Here is a 20,774-nt window from a genome sequence, read left to right as displayed (position 1 = left end):
CGCATCGACCTGAATTTTGTTAAACCAGAATCGAATTGAAAACCATGAAAATTGAACAGATTTATACGGGCTGTCTGGCCCAGGGTGCCTATTACATTGAAAGTGAAGGCCAGGTTGCCATTATTGACCCGTTGCGGGAAGTAAAACCGTATGTGGAACAAGCCGCCAAAGCGGGTGCCACCATCAAGTACGTACTGGAAACCCACTTTCACGCCGACTTCGTGTCCGGTCACCTCGACCTGGCCCGCCAAACCGGAGCCACCATTGTTTACGGACCATTGGCCAAACCAAATTTCGAAGCGCACATTGCGACCGATGGGGAAGAATTGCAACTCGGTTCCGTAAAAATCCGGGTGCTGCACACGCCCGGCCACACGATGGAATCGACCTGTTACCTGTTGCTGGATGAAACCGGCAAGGAAACCGCCCTGTTCAGTGGCGACACCCTGTTCATCGGCGACGTTGGCCGTCCGGATCTGGCCCAGAAAGCGGACCTGACGATGAACGATCTGGCGGGCTATCTCTACGAATCGCTGCGCACCAAAATCATGACGCTGCCGGACGATGTTATCGTGTATCCGGGTCACGGGGCGGGTTCGGCCTGCGGCAAAAACATGAGCAAAGAAACCACCGATACGCTGGGCAACCAGAAGCGGTTCAACTACGCGCTGAGGGCTTCGATGTCGAAAGAGGAGTTTATCAAGGAAGTAACCGACGGTTTGCTGGCTCCCCCGCAGTATTTTCCGCAGAACGTTGCACTCAACAAACAGGGTTACGAAAGCATCGATACGGTGTTGGAGCGGGGTGCGCACGCCTTGAGTCCGGATGCGTTTGAAGCGGCTGCCAACGAAACCGGTGCCCTGATTATCGACACCCGACCGGCGCAGGATTTCCGCCTGGGCTTTATTCCGAACTCGATCAACATCGGACTGGGCGGGCAGTTTGCTCCCTGGGTCGGCACGTTGGTTCCGGATGTAAAACACAACCTGCTGCTGGTTTGTGAGCCGGGTCAGGAGCAGGAAGCGTTAACGCGACTGGCGCGGGTGGGCTACGACCAGGTGCTGGGCTTTCTGGCGGGCGGATTCGGCGCGTGGAAAGCCAGCGGCAAGGAAAGCGACACCCTATTGTCGGTATCGGCGGAGTCGCTGGCAGACCGGATGACAGAAGGGGAACTGGAGATTATCGATGTGCGGAAACCCGGTGAATTTGCCGCCGAACACATTGCCGGGGTTCGCAACATTCCGCTGGAATACCTCAATGATCACATGGCTGAGTTACCCAAAAACAAAACCCTGTTCATTCATTGCGCAGGGGGGTATCGTTCGATGATGGCAGCCTCCATCCTGCGAGCAAGAGGGTACGAAAATCTGGTGGATGTGACGGGCGGTTTTGACGCCATCAAGAAAACCGGTCTTTTTGAAATCACGGATTATGTGTGTCCCACAAGCTTGAAAAAGGTGTAAAAAAATTGTAAATTAGCCAATTGAATAGAAAAATAGGAAATCTATGGAGTTATTAGAGTTTGTCCGTCAACCCTGGCCCTGGTATGTGGCCGGGCCGCTGATCGGACTAACGGTGCCAGCCTTGCTGTTGATTGGAAATAAATCGTTTGGAATTTCATCGTCGCTGCGGCACATCTGTGCGGCTTGTATACCGGCTAATATTCCGTTCTTTTCTTACGACTGGAAACACGAAATCTGGAACCTGGTTTTTGTGGCCGGTATTCTCATCGGCGGTTTTCTGGCGGGACATTTTCTGGCCAATCCGGAGGCAATTCAAATTTCACCCCAGACCGTTGCGGATCTGAAAGCCCTGGGCATCCGTGATTTCTCAGGTCTGATGCCCGGTGACATCTTCAACGTGGCTAATCTGTTCACCCTGAAAGGGCTGGTGTTTTTCGTGCTGGGCGGTTTTCTGGTTGGGTTCGGAACGCGCATGGCGGGTGGCTGTACGTCGGGGCATTCCATCATGGGAATTTCCAATCTGCAATGGCCGTCGCTGGTCGCCACCTGTTGTTTTATGGCGGGCGGTTTTGCAATGACGCACCTGATTTTACCCCACCTCATGAAGTTGTTTTAAAAACCGGAGATGTACGAATGGAAAAAATAGATGTAGAAGAGATGTTGGCGTGCGATGCACCCAACGACATGAAGCAGGAAGAAGGGTTTGTCGGGAACCTGAAATACGGGGTGGTTGGCATTCTGTTCGGCATTGTCTTTGTCAAAGCTGAAATTGTTTCCTGGTTTCGGATTCAGGAGATGTTCCGGTTGCAAAGTTTTCACATGTACGGTGTCATCGGCTCCGCGATTGTGGTCGGAATGCTGTCGATATGGCTGATCAAACGGTTTAAAATTAAAACAATAGCGGGTGATGAGGTGGTGTTTCATCCCAAGAAATTCAATTCCGGGCAAATCTACGGTGGCTTGTTATTCGGTTTGGGCTGGGCCATCACGGGAGCCTGTCCGGGTCCGTTGTTTGCCCAGATCGGCAGCGGTTTTGTGGTTGTGCTGGTCACGCTGCTGAGTGCCATTGCCGGAACCTGGGTGTACGGGTATTTCCGGCCCCGGCTGCCGTAGCGGAAGTTTCGTTTTTCGCTGAAAATAACTGGGTATATTTTGCCGGTTTTGCCGTCTTACTGATAAAAGCAGTCGATCAGGGTAGTGTTGGGCCGCATGGTCTGAAACCGCCTTTTGGAATGCCGACGACGAAGTCCTGTATACCACCAACATCGGCGCACGGTGGTTTTCTGGTCTATACATGAAGAAGTTATTTCGCAGCGTTGAGCGGAGGAAATCAGAGTTACGCAGCGTTTTTTCTCTGGTAAACTCTGATTTCCTTCGCTCAACGCTGCGAAACCATTTCTTCCCTTAACCAATATGAAAATACTCCTCCTCGCCTGTAGCTTTCTGGCTACGATCCACACTTTTGCCCAGACCCGAACCCGCCTTTTCAACTCGGATTGGCGGTTTTTGAAAGACAGCACCATCCAGGCCGAAGCGCGGGATTACAACGACGCCAACTGGCGCTCCCTCGATCTGCCGCACGACTGGAGCATCGAGGATTTGCCCAACCCGTCGCCGGATCAGGTGGCCGGGCCGTTTTCGAGAGCGAGTATCGGGGCTACGTCAACGGGCTACACCGTCGGCGGAACGGGTTGGTATCGCAAAACTTTTCAGCTCAAACCGACGGAAAAAGGCAAAACCGTATCGATCTATTTTGATGGGGTTCACATGGAAACCGACGTCTGGATCAACGGGCGTCACCTGGGTTTTCATGCGTACGGCTACACGCCTTTTCAGTATGACCTCACGCCCCATTTGTTGCCAGCCGGGCAGGAAAATGTCCTGGCGGTTCGGGTGAAAAACAACGGCAAAAACAGCCGCTGGTACACCGGTTCCGGAATTTACCGGCACGTCTGGCTCACCGTCGCCGAGCCGGTTCACGTGGCCCCCCTGGGTATTTCGATTACGACCCCGCAAGTGTCTGACAAAACCGCTCAGGTGCAGGTGCTGACCACCGTTGAAAACCAGTCCGGTAACGCGATGCCGGTTTCGATTCAGGTTACGGTGGTTGCTCCCAATGGAAAAACCGTGGGCAAAACACAACAGACCATTGCGGTAGCGGCTGAGGGGAAAGGGGAAGCCACACAACGGCTGACCATCCCGAATCCGCAACGCTGGTCGCCCGAAAAACCGGATTTGTACCGGGCCCGCGTGGTGCTTTTTTCGGGCAAAAAACGACTCGATAGCGTGACAACGGCGTTTGGCATTCGCTCGATCGGGTTCAGTGCCAAAACCGGCTTTGTGCTGAACGGGAAGCGGGTTCTGCTGAAAGGCGGTTGTGTTCACCACGACAACGGGCCGCTGGGCGCTGCTGCCATCGACCGGGCGGAGGAACGCAAAGTGGAACTCCTGAAAGCCAATGGTTTCAATGCCGTACGCGCCAGCCACAACCCACCGTCGACGGCTTTTCTGGATGCCTGCGACCGGTTGGGGCTGCTGGTGATCGACGAAACCTTCGACATGTGGCAACGACCCAAAAAACCGCAGGATTACCACCGGTTTTTCGATGAATGGTGGCAGCGGGATTTGCAGGCCATGATTCAGCGCGACCGCAACCATCCGTCGGTCATTCTCTGGAGCATCGGCAACGAAATCAACGAACGCGCCGAACCCTCGGGGCTGGCGATCACGAAAAAACTGGCGGATGAAACCCGTCGCCTGGACCCCACCCGCCCGGTGACAGAAGCCCTCTGTGTGTTTTGGGAACATCCCGGCAAGGTTTGGACGGACTCTGACCCTGCTTTTGCGTTGCTGGATGTGGGCGGGTATAATTACGAGTGGAAAAACTACGAATCGGATCACCAGCGGCACCCGGAGCGCATCATCCTGGGAACAGAAACCTTTGCCAAAGAAGCATTTCAGAACTGGCAGATGGTGGAAAAACACCCGTATGTGATCGGTGATTTTGTCTGGACGGCGATGGATTACATGGGAGAAACCGCTATCGGTCATTCGTTGCTGCAACCGAAAACCGCCAAAGACAGCACGATTGCGGTATTTCCCTGGCCGTGGTTCAACGCCTATTGCGGGGATCTGGATCTGATCGGGTTCAAAAAACCGCAGTCCTATTATCGCGATGTGGTCTGGCGAAACCGTCCGATCGAACTGGCCGTTCACAGCCCGATTCCGGCTGGCCTGAAAGAAACCGTAACGAACTGGGGCTGGCCGGATGAGCAGCCGAGCTGGACGTGGCCGGGTGCGGAAGGGAAATCGCTCCAGGTGCGGGTTTTTTCGCGCAGTCCGCTGGTGAAGCTGGAACTGAACGGGAAGCTGATTGGGGAACAAACCATGGCCGACACCACCATCACCGCGACGTTTACGGTTCCGTATGAGCCCGGAACCCTGAAGGCCACGAGTTTTGAAAAGGGCAAGCCGACGGGTTCGGTGGAATTGATTACCGCCGGAAAACCGCACCGCCTGCAACTTAAAGCCGACCGGTCAACGATCCGTGCCGATCGCAATGATCTGTCGTATGTGGCCGTCGAGGTGGTCGATGAAAAAGGAAATCTGGTTCCCACGGCGGCTGTTCCGGTTACGTTTCAGCTTGCTGGTGCGGGCGAACTGGCGGGTGTGGGAAACGCCAATCCGACGGATCTGAGTAGTTTTCAGAAACCGGAAAAAACGACGTTCCGGGGTCGCTGTCTGGCCATTCTTCGGCCCCTCACAAAACCGGGAAAGGTGACGCTGAAAGCCACGGCACCCGGTTTGCAAACGGGGGAACTCACCGTGACGGTGCGCTAAGTGTTCAACCGATCCGGGGTAATACTCAAGATAACGCGAAATATGGCATGATGCCCTTGCCTACTAGTTGTTTAAGTGCCAGCGGCACGTAAAGTTGATGGCAAATCGGTCGTGTGAGCATTTCAGGCGTACTATCAACGTTCGACCCCTCCGGGGTCAATAATCTCATCGTTTACGTTAAAAGATAACAAAATCGTAACCACAATAATTTTCGCAAGAATAGGTGGTTTGGCAAGCCATTTATTTTCAGAGCATTTATCGTTTTTTTTCGCTTCCCCTATTCCTGCATTTGTTCGTCTGAACGGTCGCAAAATTCGACCCTATATGGTAAAAACCGTGCTGATTAGCAGGAAATAGACAAAACTTCTTTTCGCATTGCGTATAGAGCCAGACGAACGCTGCATGTACCAGTGAGCATTTTTTTGGGGTAGCAGAATGAGAAATGGGGTGTCGCTAGATATATTAAATTATTTTTAAATATTTGGCGAAAGAATTGGAATTGCACAGATTCCGAGACCTTTGTCACCATTTAACTTTCTACCTATATGATGATTTTCTACACTTTTTCTCCTCCCTTTACGATGCATTGGAGGAGGCTTTGCTGTGTCCTGCTCGCCCTAACGCTACTGGCGTACGAGGGGAAAAGTCAGGCCCTGGCAACGATTAAAACGTCCAGCTCTCAGGTTGAACGACCGAGCGCCGATGTCACCATCAGCGGGCGGGTGACGGATGCCACAACGAACGAAGCCCTGGCGGGTTGCAGCGTCGTTTTGAAAGGAACGCAGCGCGGAACCACCACGGATGCCAACGGCGATTACCGGATTGCCGTGCCGGAAGGCAATGCCGTCCTGGTGTTTGGATTCATCGGTTTTGTTTCGCAGGAAATAGCGGTCGGCAACCAGAGCACGATCAATGTCGCTCTCAAGGCATCCGCGTCAGAACTGTCGCAGGTGGTGGTGATTGGCTACGGGAGTGCGGCCAAGAAAGACATGACCGGTTCGGTGAAGTCGATCAAAAGTGCCGATTTCAACAAAGGGATCATCAACTCGCCGGAGCAGCTTTTGCAGGGCAAAGTGGCCGGGGTGAATGTCACCTCAGCCAGTGGCGAACCGGGTGGAGCCCAGAATATTACGATCCGGGGGCCGGGTGGGGTTCGGACGGGCAGTACGCCCCTTTTTGTGCTGGATGGTATTGCGCTCGACAACTCCAGTACGGGTGGAACGTCCAACCCGCTGAATTTTCTGAACCCCCAGGATATCGAGTCTATCGACGTATTGAAAGATGCCTCGGCTACCGCCATTTATGGTTCGCGGGGTGCCAACGGCGTGGTGTTGATCACGACCAAGAAAGGCAAATCCGGTTTTTCGACCTTCAATGTGTCGTCCAGTCTGGGTATCTCCAACCTGACGCGGGCGTTGCCAGTGTATTCGGCGGATGAATACCGGCGGCAGGTTCCGGCCGTAGGCGGTGTGCTGGAAGATTTCAAAGCCTCGACCGACTGGCAGAAGGAAATTACGCAGACCGCCTATACCCAGAACCACAACGTGTCGTTTGGTGGTGGAGCCGAAAAGCTGACCTATTATGGTTCGTTCGGGATGCAGGATCAGGATGGTATTCTGAAAAACAGCGAATTCAAGCGGTATACAGGACGGATCAATGTGTCGCAGAAATTCATGGAAGACCGCCTGAATGTAGACGTCAACCTGAATGCGACGAGTACCTACAGCCGCCGTCCGCCGGTCGAAAGCCTGCTGGGCGGGGCGATTTCTGCCAATCCGACGCTGCCGGCTTACGATGCCAATGGCGAACCCTTCAAATACCAGAGTGGGGTGAACCCGCTGATTCCGCTGAAACTGGAAAAGGACGTAACCACCATCAACCGGGTAATCGGGAATATTTCGCCGTCATTCAAAATTACGAACGATCTGGTGTACAAACTCAACCTGGGGGTTGACAACTCCAGTTCGGTGCGGGATTTGCAGTCGCTGCCCAACGCGGTTCCCTTGCAGGATGGTCGGCTGGAAACCATTTACAAGACCAATCGTAATGTGCTGATCGAGAATTACTTCACCTATACGTTGTCGACCACGAAGCACAACCTCACGGCTTTGCTGGGCCATTCGTACCAGAAGATTTTTGTGCAGGAACGCAGCTCAAGCATCAACAAATTTCCGATTTCGCCCATCGAGCCGATCTACAACCCCGGTCTGGGGCAGGATCTGACGCTGGCGAATAACCGCCCCGGCGGATACGCCCTGGAAAACGAGCTTCAATCGTTCTTCTCCCGCGTCAATTACCAGTTTAACGACAAATACCTGATGACGGCCACGGTGCGGGCCGATGGCTCGTCCAAGTTCGGGTCTAACAACAAGTACGGTATTTTCCCGTCGTTCTCGGTGGGCTGGCGGTTGTCGGAAGAAGCGTTCCTGAAATCGGGGCCGTTTTCCGATCTGAAACTGCGGGCGGGCTGGGGACAAACCGGTAACCAGGAAATTCCGTCCAAGATTACGCAGGCGCTGTTTACCTCGCAGGTATCGGCCACAACGAGTTATCCGCTGGCTCCCACGGGACCGTATCCCGCCGGAACGTCGTATTCGCGGCTGGCCAACCCGGACATTCAGTGGGAGGTGTCTTCCCAAACCGACATCGGTCTGGATTTCGCCCTGTTCAAAGGCGCGCTGTCGGGCTCGGTCGATTATTTCCGGAAAGTTTCCAACAACATTCTGCTGGAAGTGATCCCGGCGGACCCCGTTCAACCGGCGGGTACGTTCTGGACCAACGTGCCGGACATGACCATCACCAACCAGGGCGTCGAACTGGATCTGAATTATCGTTACGCCAACCTGAACGGTTTCCGGTTCGACATCGGGGGGAACGTTACGTTCATCGACAACGAGGTGAAAAACTCGCCGTATACCGTCATTCCTTCCGGGTCGGCTTCGGGTTCCGGTTTGACGTCGGCCACCATCAACGGTTACGTGAACGGACAGCCCATCGGTACCTTCTTCCTGAAGGAATTTACCGGTTTTGACGACAAAGGCATCAGCACCTTCCGCGACGTGGACGGCGATGGCATTGTGACGGACAAAGACCGGGTGGCCGTGGGAAGCGCCCTGCCCACGAAACAGTTCAACTTCAACAGCAACGTGGCCTACAAAGGCTTCGATCTGGCGGTGAATTTCAACGGCGTTTCGGGGAACAAACTGTACGACAATACCGCCAACTCCAATTTCTACAAGCTACGGTTGTCGAAGGGGCTGAACACCACGCCCGAAGCCATTCAGTACGCCAAAGAGTCGATCAACAACTCGGCACCGGTTTCGTCGCGCTATCTGAAAAACGGGGCTTATCTGCGGCTCAACAACCTGTCGCTGGGCTACAACCTCAGCCCCAAGCTGCTCGGCATCAACCGCTGGGTTTCCGGCATCCGCTTGTCGGCCACGGGCCAGAATCTGTTTGTGATTACCAAGTACGACGGGTATGATCCCGAGGTAAATACGGACCGGACGGTCAACGGCATTTCCTCCTACGGCATCGACTACCTCAGCTACCCGAAAGCCAAAACCTTCGTTCTGGGCCTGAATCTTACTTTTTAATCTCCGAAATCATGATCAAGAAAATCATATTAATCGTCATGCTGGCGGGTGTGTATGTCCTCAATGGCTGTACGAATCTGTCTGAAAATGTGTTGGACGAAGCTTCGGCTTCGGGCCTTTCCGACCGGCAGGCTGCCGATGGAATCATTGCGCCGGTGTATGCGCGGCTGCCGGATATTTTCCTGCATACCAACTACTTCGCGCTTCAGGAAATCTCAACGGACGAGGCCATTCTGCCGTACCGGGGTGGTACGGATTGGGGTGATAACGGTATTTATCTGGCGATGCACCAGCACACGCACACCAGCACCGACCCCAACCTGCGCAATACCTGGAACCTGATTTTGCAGGGCGTTTCACGGTCCATTACCGCCATCAATACATTGCCGACTTTGAATGATCCGGTTACGAAAACGTACCTGGCAGAAGCGCGGGGTATGCGGGCGTATTACTCGCTGCTGACGCTGGACCTGTACGGGCTGGTGTTTGTCAAGGACGATCTGGGCGAAAATTCAACCATACTGCGGGGTGAGCAGGCAGTGGAGTACATCAAAAGCGAACTGCTGGCCGTCGAGCCAAATCTGGAGACGGCCGTTGGCCCCGGTCGGCTGACGAAAGGGGCGGTTTGGGGACTGCTGGCCCGGTTGTATCTGAATGCGGCCGTCTACCGGGATCGGTATGCGGCTCAGTTCACTTTCAAACCGGAAGACATGGATAAGGTCGTCGAATACACCGACAAGATCATCAATTCGGGGCAATACCAACTGTCACGGGATTACTTTTCGATTTTTAATTCGGACAACAACACCAACAAGGAGTTGATTTTTGCCGTCGATCAGCGGGCCGATCTGAACGGTCATAACCGCATGGCGTACTTCTCCCTGTCTGGCGATCAGTTTCCGCTGCCGGCCTATCCCAACGCCAACGGAACCGACGGGCCGGGCATCACGCCCGATTACTACCGAACCTGGGTGAACGCCTATGCGCCGAAAGACCCGTCGGTCGATCCGCGGTTTTACAAACAGAACCTGTCGATTTATACCAACCCGGCCGATTCGTGCGTAGCAGAAGCGAATTTTAACATCAACCGGGGGATTTTGCGCGGACAGCAGTACGGTTTGATTCGGCGGAACGGCGTGTTTTTGAAATGCGCGGATGGCAAATACAAGGTTGCCAAGTTGTTCCACGACACCCGGAACCGCCCAACCCAGGCCGTGGACTTCACGGAGCAAATCGACTTCACCGTGGCCGGCAGCAACTACAACACCGGCTACCGGGTTGAAAAATACGAGTTTAGCAAAAAATCGGTCAGTGGCCGGAATTTTGGCGAAGCCGACATCATCATCCTGCGGCTGGCCGATGTCTACATGATGCGGGCGGAAGCCAAACTTCGCAAGAGTGGTGATGCCGCCAGTGCGCTGGCCGATGTCAACCTGGTTCGGGCGGCCCGGACAGCCACCACACCGCCCCCGGCGTTGACCGCCATGTCGCTGGATCTGTTGTATCGGGAACGCGGTTTTGAATTCTATTGGGAAATGCTGCGCCGGACGGACATGGTCCGGTTTGGCAAGTACGAGGATAAGTGGACGGAAAAGACCAACAGCGATAGAATGAAGCGGATTTTCCCGATCCCGCAAACGGCTATTGATGGAGCGTCGAACCTGCCCGGTTATCTGAAGCAGAACGATAATTACTAAAATCGGTTCTCAAGATCATGTAAACGAAAAACCGCCCGCTGGTAATCAGGCTGGGCGGTTTTTTTACTGATCCGAGTCAAGCGAACGGCAGGCTTTGGTTGGAGTGGAATTTGGAAGTTGACCTGTCGGCAGCCCGGAAGGGTAGAGACAGAAATAGAACGTAGTTTTTTACGGCTTGATCCGTTTCATGGTCTGGGCTGTAAACCCGCAGCAGCCGGGCGGGCCTTTGGTCGTTTAGCGGGTCGCCACTTCATTACCTTTGGGTGTAAATTTCACCACCGCATTCTTCACCGGGCGGACGGTTTTTAAATACGAATACATCGCGCCCAGATCCTGTTCACTCATGCCGGAATACATGATCCAGGGCATGATGGTGTTGAATTCGGCATGTTCGAGTGTTAGCGGATGCTTGAAATTGGGTTGTGCGGCTGCCTGAAACCGGGCCATGAAAGCCGGTTTTGTCCAGGCGCCGATACCGGTTTCTGCATCCGGGGTCAGATTCGCAGCCCGAACCGTTCCGGCAGGCATCGGAAACGACCGCCCACCGGCGAAATCCATTCCCGGCAATTTTTGCCCTTTCTCATCGACCGGCGTGTGGCAGTCCCCACAACTGGCCAGCGTAACCAGATACTTTCCATAGGCGACCGAATCGGCGGGGTCGGGTCGTTTGCCGCCTTCCGTTTTGGTCGGAATGGTATTGATGATCAGGTTCATCGGGAAGTCCGACTCCGGTTCCGGGATCGTGTTATTCTCGATGGGCTTGAGCGATCGGACATAGGCGATGATGGCTTTGATGTCTTCCGGATCGGCCTGCCCGAAGTTGCCGTACGGCATGACCGGAAACAAGGCGCGTCCATCTTTGGAAACCCCAGCCGTAATGGCGCGGTAAATTTCGCCGTCAGTCCAGTCCTTCAAATGGGCGGGAGTGATGTTCCGGGCGAAGTAGAGTCCCGGAAAGCCCATTTCGCGGGTAAACGCTTCTCCGCCCTTGCCTTCTGTGCCAGCCACGACCGGGCCGCTGGAGATTTTCCAGTCCCGCTCGGAATGACAGTCGATGCAAACGGCCACATTGGTGGCCAGGTATTTTCCCCGGGCAATCTGGGCGGAGTCAATCTGAACGGTTAATTCAGGGGCCGGGCCTACATCGGGCAGGGCAAGTTTGACGTAACTGATGCCACCGAGTACCAGAAGAACAAGAATGCCGACGACGATGGCCAGGATGCGTACTACTTTTTTCATGCGATAAAATGTTGAAATGGAATAGAATACGTGCGGTTAGAGCACATTGGACAGGCTGACCGATAGGCGGCTGATGGACCGGTACTTCGTGAATTCGATACCGGGGGCGATATAGCCCGGTTTGACAGGTTCCAGCCGGACCAGATCCGTGCTGAGGTATTTTTTATTGCTATCACACAGAATCGTCACCACGCGGGCTTCGGGACCCATCTCCCGTTGCAAGGCGATGGCACCGATCACGTTGGCTCCCGACGAAATACCCACGGCCAGTCCCAGTTGCAAGGCCAGTTTCTGAGCTAAAAGGATCGAATCGCCATCGCTGGCCTGCACGACATGATCCAATTCGTTTAGTTTCAGGATTTCGGGAATGAACTCATCGAAAAAGCCCTGAATCCGGTGTGATCCCGTTTTATACCCCCTCGATAGCGTTGGTGATTCGGCGGCTTCGAGTGGATGAATACGAATCCCGGATTTGCGGGATTTAAGAAAACCCCCGACCCCCATAACCGTACCACCCGTCCCGACGCCTGCCACAAAAGCATCGGGGGTAACATCTACATTTTGTAACTGCAGCCAGATTTCCCGGCCTGTGGTCAGGCGGTGGGCATCTGCGTTGTATTGGTTGGCGAACTGGTGGGGCAAAAAAACGTGCGGGTCGCTGGCGGCCATTTCTTCCCCGCGTTGCAGAGCGCCCATGAAACCACCTTCTTCTTTGGTAACCAGCACAACGTCGGCCCCCATACTCCGAATGATATCAATGCGTTCCTGGCTAACGCCGGCCGGCATGATGATGGTGACGGGGTGTCCCAGTGCCCGACCTATGGCCGAAAAGGCGATGCCTGTACAGCCGCTGGTGGCTTCCACAATCCGGTCGCCCGGTCGAATCGTTCCTTCCCGATAGGCCTCATGCAGGATGTGAAGCGCCATGCGGTCTTTCATGCTGCCGGTCAGGTTGTAATGCTCGCATTTAACATAGAGCGAACGGGGCTTTCCGTGATCCGTATAGAATAACTCCAGCATGGGCGTGTTGCCGACCAAATTCCAGAGCTGTTCAAATTTTTCCTCAACAGCGGGTGTCAGGGTTGTTTCTGTTGATACTACCATAGGGGTTGAGATTTAGTCAGACGAGAGAGTGGAGGTAAACGGGATGCTCAGGCTCTGTTTTTCATACCGAGCAGGTCGTGATACTGCTTTGATAAATTTTGCAGACAACCGGTTATGGGTAAACCGTCAAACGCTTCGGGAGGTAAGTCAATGCGAATGCCATCATCATCCACCAGGTAAGCGGATAAAAGCTGGTTGCCGATGGCGACAAAGCCATTCAATAGTTCCAGGAGGGGCTCAAATTCTGCACTGCAAACACAGGGTGTGTCGGAATCTGCAAGGGAAAAATAAAGGGTCATGGCAGGAGAGGGTTAGGGTAGACGGTCGGTTACAAACCTACAGAACGACCCAGGAACAGGCGATAACGCCTGTTCCAAATACCATAACGCACGTTCCAATTCCGATGATAAAGCGGTAAAAGGGGGCAGAAAACCGTAAAAACCGGACGGAAGGGATGATTCGCTCAAGACTGGGCGGCAAACGCGCGGGGTGTGAGCTGGTAAAGCTCCCGGAAGCATTTGCTGAAGTAGGCCGGACTCTCGAAACCCACCTGATAGGCCGTTTGATTCACACTCTGGCCCGCCCGCAGCAATTGGGCGGCCCGTTTGAGCCGGTAATTACGCAGCAGATCATTCGCCGACAGATCGGTCAGGGCCTTGACTTTCCGAAACAAGGTGGTTCGGCTCACGCCCAGTTCCATCATCATCTGTTCAGTGCCGAAACCGGAATCGCTCAGGTTCGCGTCCAGCAGGGAATACAGTTGCGTCAGAAAAGGATCGTCGGGTTCGACGGCGGGTTGGGAGGGGGGCGGGTTCGGATCACTCAAACTTTTCCGCACCCACTCGCGCTGCCGCTGTTTGCTGGCTAGTTGGTTGCGAACCCGGAGTTGAAGTTCGGACACCTGAAAGGGTTTGGTCAGGTAATCATCGGCACCCAGTGCCAGACCAGCCAGCCGGTTTTCAACGGAGGCTTTGGCCGTCAGCAGAATAACCGGAATGTGACTGGTCCGCAGGTCGGACTTCAACTGACCGCACAGGGCAAAACCGTCCATACCAGGCATCATTACATCAGAAATAAGAAGGTCAGGCATGTATTCCAGTGCCTGTTCCAGGCCATCACGGCCGTTGACGGCCCGCCGGATGCGGTAGTGGTCCGGCAAACTGTCGGCAATAAACCGTGCTAACTCCTCATTATCTTCCACGATCAACACACGAGGTTCGACGGATGCGTCGTCGGCACGCCAGGCATCGGCCTCGATGGACTCCGACAGGGTGCTGTCCGGTGACGCGGTTGGCGGTTCTGCCGATCGATACGGCAACAGCACCGTAAACGTAGTGCCCTGATTGGGCTGGCTTTCGACGGAAACCTGACCACCCTGCAACTGAACCAATTCCTGAACCAGGGCCAGACCGATCCCCGTACCGGGCGTTGCCGCCGAATCATTAATCTGATAAAAGCGGTCAAAAATATGGGGCAGATGTTCGGCCGGAATGCCAATACCGGTATCGGCCACCGTGAGTCTGATTTGACCGGAAGCGGTTTCCAACAAAACGCCAATCGAACCGGTTTTTGTGTATTTCATCGCATTGGCCGTCAGGTTATAGACAATCCGTTCCAGCTTTTCGGCATCGAACCAGTATTCGCCCTCGACCTCCGAACGAAACGTCAGGTTCAGGCCCAGGCCCGTTGCCTGGTCGCTAAAGGGGTGCAACCACTGCCGGATGAATTCGGTGAGATTTCCCCTGGATTCGTGGACGGGCATAACGCTGGCTTCCAGCTTCGATAAATCCAGCAGTTGATTGATCAGCCTCAGGAGTTGATGGGCATTCTGCCCGATGGTTTGCAGTCGTCGGCGGTTTTTAGGTTCCGGATTCTCACTCACCATCTGTTCGGTCGGCCCCAGGATTAGCGTCAACGGTGTCCGAAACTCGTGGGTGATGTTGGTAAAGAAGTTGGTTTTGATCGCATTGACGGCCCGGAGCTGGTCGGCTTCTTTCTGCCTGAGTTCAATCGCCTGATTTAATCGCAGCCGATTCAGGTAGAGTTGCAGCAAGCCCCAGGCTACGCCCAAACCGATCAGAAAATACAGGCCAAAAGCCCACCAGGTGGCCCAAAAGGGTGGTTCGATCCGAATCGCCAGGACACGAACATGACGACTCCACTGCCCCGAGGTGTTCGATGCATTAATCATCAATACAAAATCACCCGATGGCAGATTAGTATAAATGGCTTCGGGCCGGTCCGTTAACTTCCAGTTGGGTTCCAGCCCTTTCAACCGGTAACGATACCGGTTTTTGTTCGGCTGATTGAATTGCAGGGCCGCAAACTGAACCGTCAGGTAGTTCTGGTTATAATCCAGGGAAAGTTGATTCGTGGCCTGAATGGGCAGCGTACCCAGGATGGATCGGTTGGTAGAAGAGGTGGTATCCGATCCGAAGGCTCCCGGACTATCCGGCTGGATGACCTGGTTGTTGACTTCCAGTTTAGTCAGTTCAACGACAGGTTCAAAGGCATCCTGACCGATCTGCCGGGGATCAAAACCGGTGAAGCCTTCCAGTCCGCCCATCAGGATTTTCCCGTCCGGAAACTGGACGTAGTGCGCCCGGTTAAACTCGTCGGCCATGATGCCGTCATCCCGCGTAAAGGTCTGCGTCGTGAACGTCCGGCGATTCATCCGGCAAAGCCCTTTATTGGTTCCCATCCACAAATGCCCGTATCGATCCGGTTTTACCGAGTATATCACATTGTTGGGCAGGCCATTGGTCCTGGTAAACCGGCGAAAAAGCCCCGTTCGTTTATCAAATAAACATAGCCCACTGCCAAAGGTGCCCAGCCACAACACATGGGGGTCGGCTGGATCGGACGACAGGCAGTAGAGCGAATTGCTGCTCAACGAGCTTGCGTCGCCAGGGCGGTTGACAAACTGCCGGATTTGACCCGTCCGGCGGTCAACCTGATATAATCCATTGGTCTGACTGGCCAGCCAAAGGGCCTGCTCATCGGCCACTACTTCGGTAATTCTATTGTCAAGCTGAACCGCGATCGGGTATTGGAACCGGGTCCATTGCTCCCTGCTCTCATCAAACCAGAAAGCGGAGGAGCCGTTGATCGCCCAAACGCGACCCTGTGAATCGGTCGTCATCGGACAGGGAATGGAAACCGGTGTTTCCCAGCGAAAGGCAATCGGCAGCGGAAAATGCTCCGTCTGGCCTGTTTTCCGATCCAGCCGGTAGAGATCCGAAGATCCTACATTAAACCAGAAGCGCCCCGACCGATCAAAGGTCGATCGAAAATTATAGCTGCTCAAACCGTTCAAGGTGGCTAGTGCCGCCGGAGAAACCGGGGGCAGTCCCAGTGAGTCGTTGGTAAGCAGATCCTGATAAAAACTCTGGCGGTAGGGTCGTTTCTGAAAGGGGTTGGGCTCTAGATCGTAGGTACGGATACCCGCCCCAACGGTGCCCACCCATAAAACGTTGGTTCGATCGATGATCAGCGTGCGACACGCATCATTGGGCTGCTCCCAGCGGGTCAGGACCTGGACGCCCTGCTGGTCCGTAAACCGAAATAAAATGTTATTCTGTTGGAAGTAAACCGTTCCTTCCTGGTTGATGGCGACGTGCACAACAAGCAGTTCGGTTCCCTGAACCGGCAACCGGTAGGAACGGATCTGGCCCGTACGGGGTTGTCGCAGGGTAAGGTAGTGCTGGGAAAAGAGCACGAGTTCTCCGGTTGTTGGCCGGCAACGTACGGCGGTAAACCCATTCTCAGGCATTGACTGGGGATTACCCGGCTGGTGCCGCAGGTGCGTAAAACCAAGCGTGCCTTCCTCAAAGCGATCCAGGCCGTTCGCCGTAGCCAGCCAGATGGTTCCATCCGCTCCTTCCGACACGTCATACACGGCATCGCTGCTGATCGATGCGGCCTGCAGGGGCTGGTGACGAAACCAGTGACCCTGGTTTTTGGCAATGTCCCAGCAAATGACGCCCTTACCATTTCTTAGCCAGAGCCGATCCTTTCGGTCAATGAATAAAGTAAACCCCATACCAGGTTTGACCAGTCGGCGAAAAGCGGCTTGCCGGGAAAAATTGGTAAAGGTTTCGGTGCGTGGGTCGAATATATCGATATCCTTGCGCTCGGAAACAACCCAGATGCGCCCGTGCCGGTCCAGTTCGATTTGATCCAGCCCGACAAAGGAGAGTGAGGGGCGTCCGTCGGGGTCGGGTTGAAAGACCTTAAATCGCTGGCCATCGTAGCGGCAGAGTCCGTCGCGCGTAGCGGCCCAGATAAAGCCCTGCCTGTCCTGAACAATCGATGGCACAAAGGCCTGGGGTAATCCCTGACGGTCCGTAATGAGGCCGGGTTGAGGAAGGCGAAAAGGCTGCGCCCATAACCCAGCGGATATGGTCAGCAGGCTTAACAAAAAGAAGGTAAGTCGGACAGGGAACGATCTACAGAAACGCAAAACAGATGTCAGGGTCAGGCTTATTTTTTCAAAATATACGCATTCATTTATTTACTGATTTGAATGAACAGTAACTTTTATGTAACTATTTTGAAATAGTTATGGCTTTAATTCCTAAAGAAAAAAGCGTAAATGCATACCCCGACTGGTTTGGGTGGAAAGTGGAGGGGGAGAAGGTGCAACTAAAGCATTGACTTTGAGCACAAAAAACGCAACGTGAAGATACCATCCCTTAAAACACAAAAGGGACCGGCGGCCCCTTTTGTGTTAAAAATGAATCATTTGACGTGCTGGAGTTAGCGCACGTACGGCGGACCTAAACCACCATGATATCCTTTTCCTTCGCGGCAAAAATATCGTCGATTTTGGCAATGTGGCTGTCGGTGAGTTTCTGAACTTTCTCTTCCCCTTTCTTCACCTCATCTTCCGAAACGCCTTCTTTTGTCAGTTTGCGAATGCCTTCGTTGGTGTCTTTCCGGATGTTGCGGATGTTGACCTTGGCTACTTCGATTTCGGCCTTAACCTTTTTCACCAGATCCCGGCGACGTTCTTCGGTCAGGGCGGGGATGTTCAGCCGGATGTTTTCACCGTCGTTGGTCGGTGACAGGCCGAGGTTACTATTCCGGATGGCTTTCTCGATTTCGCCGATCATCTTTTTTTCAAACGGCTTGATGGCGATGGTCCGGGCGTCGGGCGTGGTGACGGAAGCGACGTTGTGGATGGGAGAATTCATGCCGTAATACTCCACCTGAAGGCCGTCCAGCATCGAGGGCGACGCTTTGCCCGCCCGTATTTTGGATAATTCGATATTCAAGTGTTTCAACGCCTTTTCCATCGTATCCCGGGCGTCTTCGAGATATAGCTCAATCTCTTCCATTGTTTTATAAAAATGATGAATTATGGACGATGAATGATGAATGCATCGTTTTGTACATTCCTTGTTCAACGTTCATAATACATCGTTCATAATTCATCGTTCTATCCGGTAATCAGTGTCCCGATGTCATCTCCTTCGACCAGCCGGATCAGGTTGCCGGCTCCATTCATGTCGAAAACGATGATGGGGAGGTTATTTTCTTTGCATAACGTAAAAGCCGTCAGGTCCATTACGTTCAATTTCTTTTCGTAAACATCCTGAAACGAAATGGTGGTATACCGGGTGGCGGTTTTGTCCTTGAACGGATCGGCGGTGTAGACCCCGTCTACTTTGGTGCCTTTCAAGACCACATCCGCTTCCACTTCGATGGCCCGCAGGCTGGCGGTGGTGTCGGTGGTGAAGTAGGGATTGCCCGTTCCGGCACCGAAGATGACGATGCGGCCTTTTTCAAGGTGACGGACGGCCCGGCGACGCACATACGGTTCGCAAACCTGTTCCATCTTGATGGCCGACATCACGCGCGTATACAAACCGTGTTGTTCGAGCGAACTCTGAATGGCCATGGCGTTGATGACGGTGGCCAGCATGCCCATGTAGTCGCCCTGAACCCGGTCCATCCCGCTACGTTCGCCCTGGATTCCCCGGAAAATATTGCCTCCGCCAATGACGATGGCAACCTGAACGCCCATTTCAACTACTTGCTTGATTTCCAGACTGTAGGCATCCAAAACCGTTGGGTCGATGCCGTACCCTTTGTCTCCGCTTAAAGCTTCTCCGCTAAGCTTGAGCAGAATGCGTTTATATTTTAGTTGAGTCATGAAGGAAAGTTTGGCGACAAATATAGCAAAAGTTAAGAGTGAAGAGTGAAGAGTGATGAGTTAAAAAGGTTCCTGTGACAGAATGCGTCAGCCAATTCTTAACTCATCACTCATCACTCTTAACTGAATTCAACCAGAACCTGATTTTTCTCAACGGTTTGACCCCGGCTGATCCGGACGGTTTTGATGGTGCCGTCGGTGGGGGACTTGATGACGTTTTCCATCTTCATGGCTTCCAGAATCAGCACCGTATCACCTTTGTGCACCGTGTCGCCGGGTTGAACGCTGAGGCTCAGAATCAGGCCGGGCATGGGCGCTTTGATGTCGTTTATTTTGGTCAGGCTGGCCGTGCTCATGCCCATTTGTTCCAGAAGCAGGTCGAAACGGTCTTTCAGGGCAATCTGGTGAATCGACTGGTTGATTTTTATCGTAGCGGTTTTTTCTGTCGGGTTCAGATCAAGAACTTCAGCCGTATACGAACGATTCTGGTACAGAATGTGAAACATCCGGTCGTTCAGCCGGGCCAGATCCCACGTCAGGGGTTGGCCATTTAAAACCGGTTGGTCGCCGGAAAAATCGATTTCAAACGGGGCTTGATCGTTGACGGAAGCACGAAACATAGATGGAAGGAATTAAGAATTGGGGTAACGCTCACTTTTTGTTGATCAAATATACACCCAACAGGCAAATTCCCATACCGGCCACCTGCGGCCAGTGGAGCGGTTCGCCGTCGAAAAGCCCCCAAAGTACGGCTACTACCGGAATGAGGTAGGTTACGGTGGAAGCAAAAACGCCGGAAGTTAACTGAATAATCCGATTAAACAGGATGGTAGCAAAACCGGAACCAACCATGCCGAGTGTAAGCAGCATCAACAGGGCGGGCGTTGACCCGGGAGCCGCCACCCGCGTCGGAAAGTCGGTGGTGGCCAGCCCGAGCAGGGCAATGGGACCCACCATGGCAAAGGTCGATGCGGTCGAGAGCAGGGCGGGCAAGTCACTCAGATACCGGGAAACAATGTTGATGTTGAAACCGTAGCAAAGCGTGGCCAGGACAATCAGAAACGCATAGCCATTGAAGGAAAAGGAACCCGTGGCGCTGAAAAAGACCAGAAAGACCGATCCGGCAAACCCCAGCAGAATACCGCCGACCTGGAGGAGTTTGGCCCGTCCGCGAAACAGAATGACCCCGATCAGAAACGTAAACAGCGGGCTGAGGGCGTTTAGTGTGCCGGCCAGCGAACTGTTCAGGTGTGCCCCGGCGGTGGCAAAGAGGACGGCGGGAATCAGGTAGCCGAGCATCCCCGAACCCAGCAACGGGAGCCAGCGATCACGCGGAAACTTTTTCCCCAGAATGATCAGATAGGGCAGAAAAAAAAGAAAAGCCAGAAAAATCCGCCCCGTTCCGACCTGCATTGGCGAGAAAACGCCCAAACTGTGTTTTATCAGAATAAAAGATGTTCCCCAGATCAGGGCAACCAGCATGAGCAACAGCCAGGCCAGGAGCCGGCGATTGGCTGGAGGAGTGGGAAGGGGTTCACTGGCAGAAGATGGGCTTGCGGTAAATGGTTTCGTCATGGTTTAAAAACCACTGTTCAAGGCCGTTTGGTTCTGTCAGGGAATAAAAAGTTGCGCGGGCAAATGGCTGGAAAAGAAACCATTATGAATTGATTGAGGTTGT

Annotated in this window: 14 protein-coding genes; 6 read left to right on the top strand and 8 right to left on the bottom strand. The window is 53.7% G+C overall.

Features of this window, described 5'->3' with window-relative positions; genetic code table 11:
* Positions 1–44: 44 nt before the first annotated feature.
* From FH871_RS23470 to FH871_RS23445, 6 genes are all read left to right on the top strand, one after another.
* Positions 45–1,463 (top strand): rhodanese-like domain-containing protein, encoded by a 1,419-nt coding sequence (locus FH871_RS23470; protein WP_138993865.1) that lies wholly within the window; start codon positions 45–47, stop codon positions 1,461–1,463.
* A gap of 43 nt (positions 1,464–1,506) precedes the next feature.
* On the top strand, positions 1,507–2,079 hold the full coding sequence (locus tag FH871_RS23465) for a YeeE/YedE family protein (protein ID WP_138993864.1): 573 nt from the start codon (positions 1,507–1,509) through the stop codon (positions 2,077–2,079).
* 17 nt (positions 2,080–2,096) lie between these two features.
* Complete coding sequence (locus FH871_RS23460) at positions 2,097–2,576, top strand: YeeE/YedE family protein (RefSeq protein ID WP_138993863.1); 480 nt, start codon at positions 2,097–2,099, stop codon at positions 2,574–2,576.
* Positions 2,577–2,876: 300 nt separating this feature from the next.
* A complete protein-coding gene (locus FH871_RS23455) occupies positions 2,877–5,303 on the top strand; it encodes a glycoside hydrolase family 2 TIM barrel-domain containing protein (protein ID WP_138993862.1) in 2,427 nt (808 codons plus the stop codon).
* A gap of 545 nt (positions 5,304–5,848) precedes the next feature.
* Entirely contained in the window at positions 5,849–8,899 is a 3,051-nt protein-coding gene (locus tag FH871_RS23450; protein WP_229317522.1) for a TonB-dependent receptor, read from the top strand.
* Positions 8,900–8,910: 11 nt separating this feature from the next.
* Positions 8,911–10,596: a RagB/SusD family nutrient uptake outer membrane protein gene (locus FH871_RS23445; protein ID WP_138993861.1), complete on the top strand. Its 1,686-nt coding sequence runs from the start codon at positions 8,911–8,913 to the stop codon at positions 10,594–10,596.
* A gap of 234 nt (positions 10,597–10,830) precedes the next feature.
* Here FH871_RS23445 and FH871_RS23440 read toward each other — a convergent pair whose 3' ends face one another.
* The 8 genes from FH871_RS23440 to FH871_RS23405 form a co-directional block, all read right to left on the bottom strand.
* Positions 10,831–11,835, bottom strand: a complete 1,005-nt coding sequence (locus FH871_RS23440) for a cytochrome c (protein WP_138993860.1) — start codon at positions 11,833–11,835, stop codon at positions 10,831–10,833.
* A 36-nt stretch (positions 11,836–11,871) separates the two neighbouring features.
* Complete coding sequence (locus FH871_RS23435) at positions 11,872–12,939, bottom strand: PLP-dependent cysteine synthase family protein (protein WP_138993859.1); 1,068 nt, start codon at positions 12,937–12,939, stop codon at positions 11,872–11,874.
* Positions 12,940–12,986: 47 nt separating this feature from the next.
* A complete protein-coding gene (locus FH871_RS23430) occupies positions 12,987–13,238 on the bottom strand; it encodes a hypothetical protein (RefSeq protein ID WP_138993858.1) in 252 nt (83 codons plus the stop codon).
* A 164-nt stretch (positions 13,239–13,402) separates the two neighbouring features.
* On the bottom strand, positions 13,403–17,359 hold the full coding sequence (locus FH871_RS23425) for an ATP-binding protein (RefSeq protein WP_369008806.1): 3,957 nt from the start codon (positions 17,357–17,359) through the stop codon (positions 13,403–13,405).
* Between the two features lie 358 nt (positions 17,360–17,717).
* Entirely contained in the window at positions 17,718–18,278 is a 561-nt protein-coding gene (frr, locus tag FH871_RS23420; protein ID WP_114405972.1) for a ribosome recycling factor, read from the bottom strand.
* A gap of 101 nt (positions 18,279–18,379) precedes the next feature.
* A complete protein-coding gene (pyrH, locus tag FH871_RS23415) occupies positions 18,380–19,096 on the bottom strand; it encodes a UMP kinase (RefSeq protein WP_138993856.1) in 717 nt (238 codons plus the stop codon).
* Between the two features lie 119 nt (positions 19,097–19,215).
* Positions 19,216–19,716 (bottom strand): acetyl-CoA carboxylase biotin carboxyl carrier protein subunit, encoded by a 501-nt coding sequence (locus FH871_RS23410; RefSeq protein ID WP_138993855.1) that lies wholly within the window; start codon positions 19,714–19,716, stop codon positions 19,216–19,218.
* 31 nt (positions 19,717–19,747) lie between these two features.
* A complete protein-coding gene (locus FH871_RS23405) occupies positions 19,748–20,671 on the bottom strand; it encodes a DMT family transporter (protein ID WP_138993854.1) in 924 nt (307 codons plus the stop codon).
* Positions 20,672–20,774 lie beyond the last annotated feature (103 nt).

Origin of the sequence: Larkinella sp. C7 (assembly GCF_006149005.1) — a bacterium.
Lineage (GTDB): Bacteria > Bacteroidota > Bacteroidia > Cytophagales > Spirosomataceae > Larkinella.
Note: the sequence above shows the minus strand (reverse complement) of the source record. Positions and strands in the feature narration are given on the sequence as shown.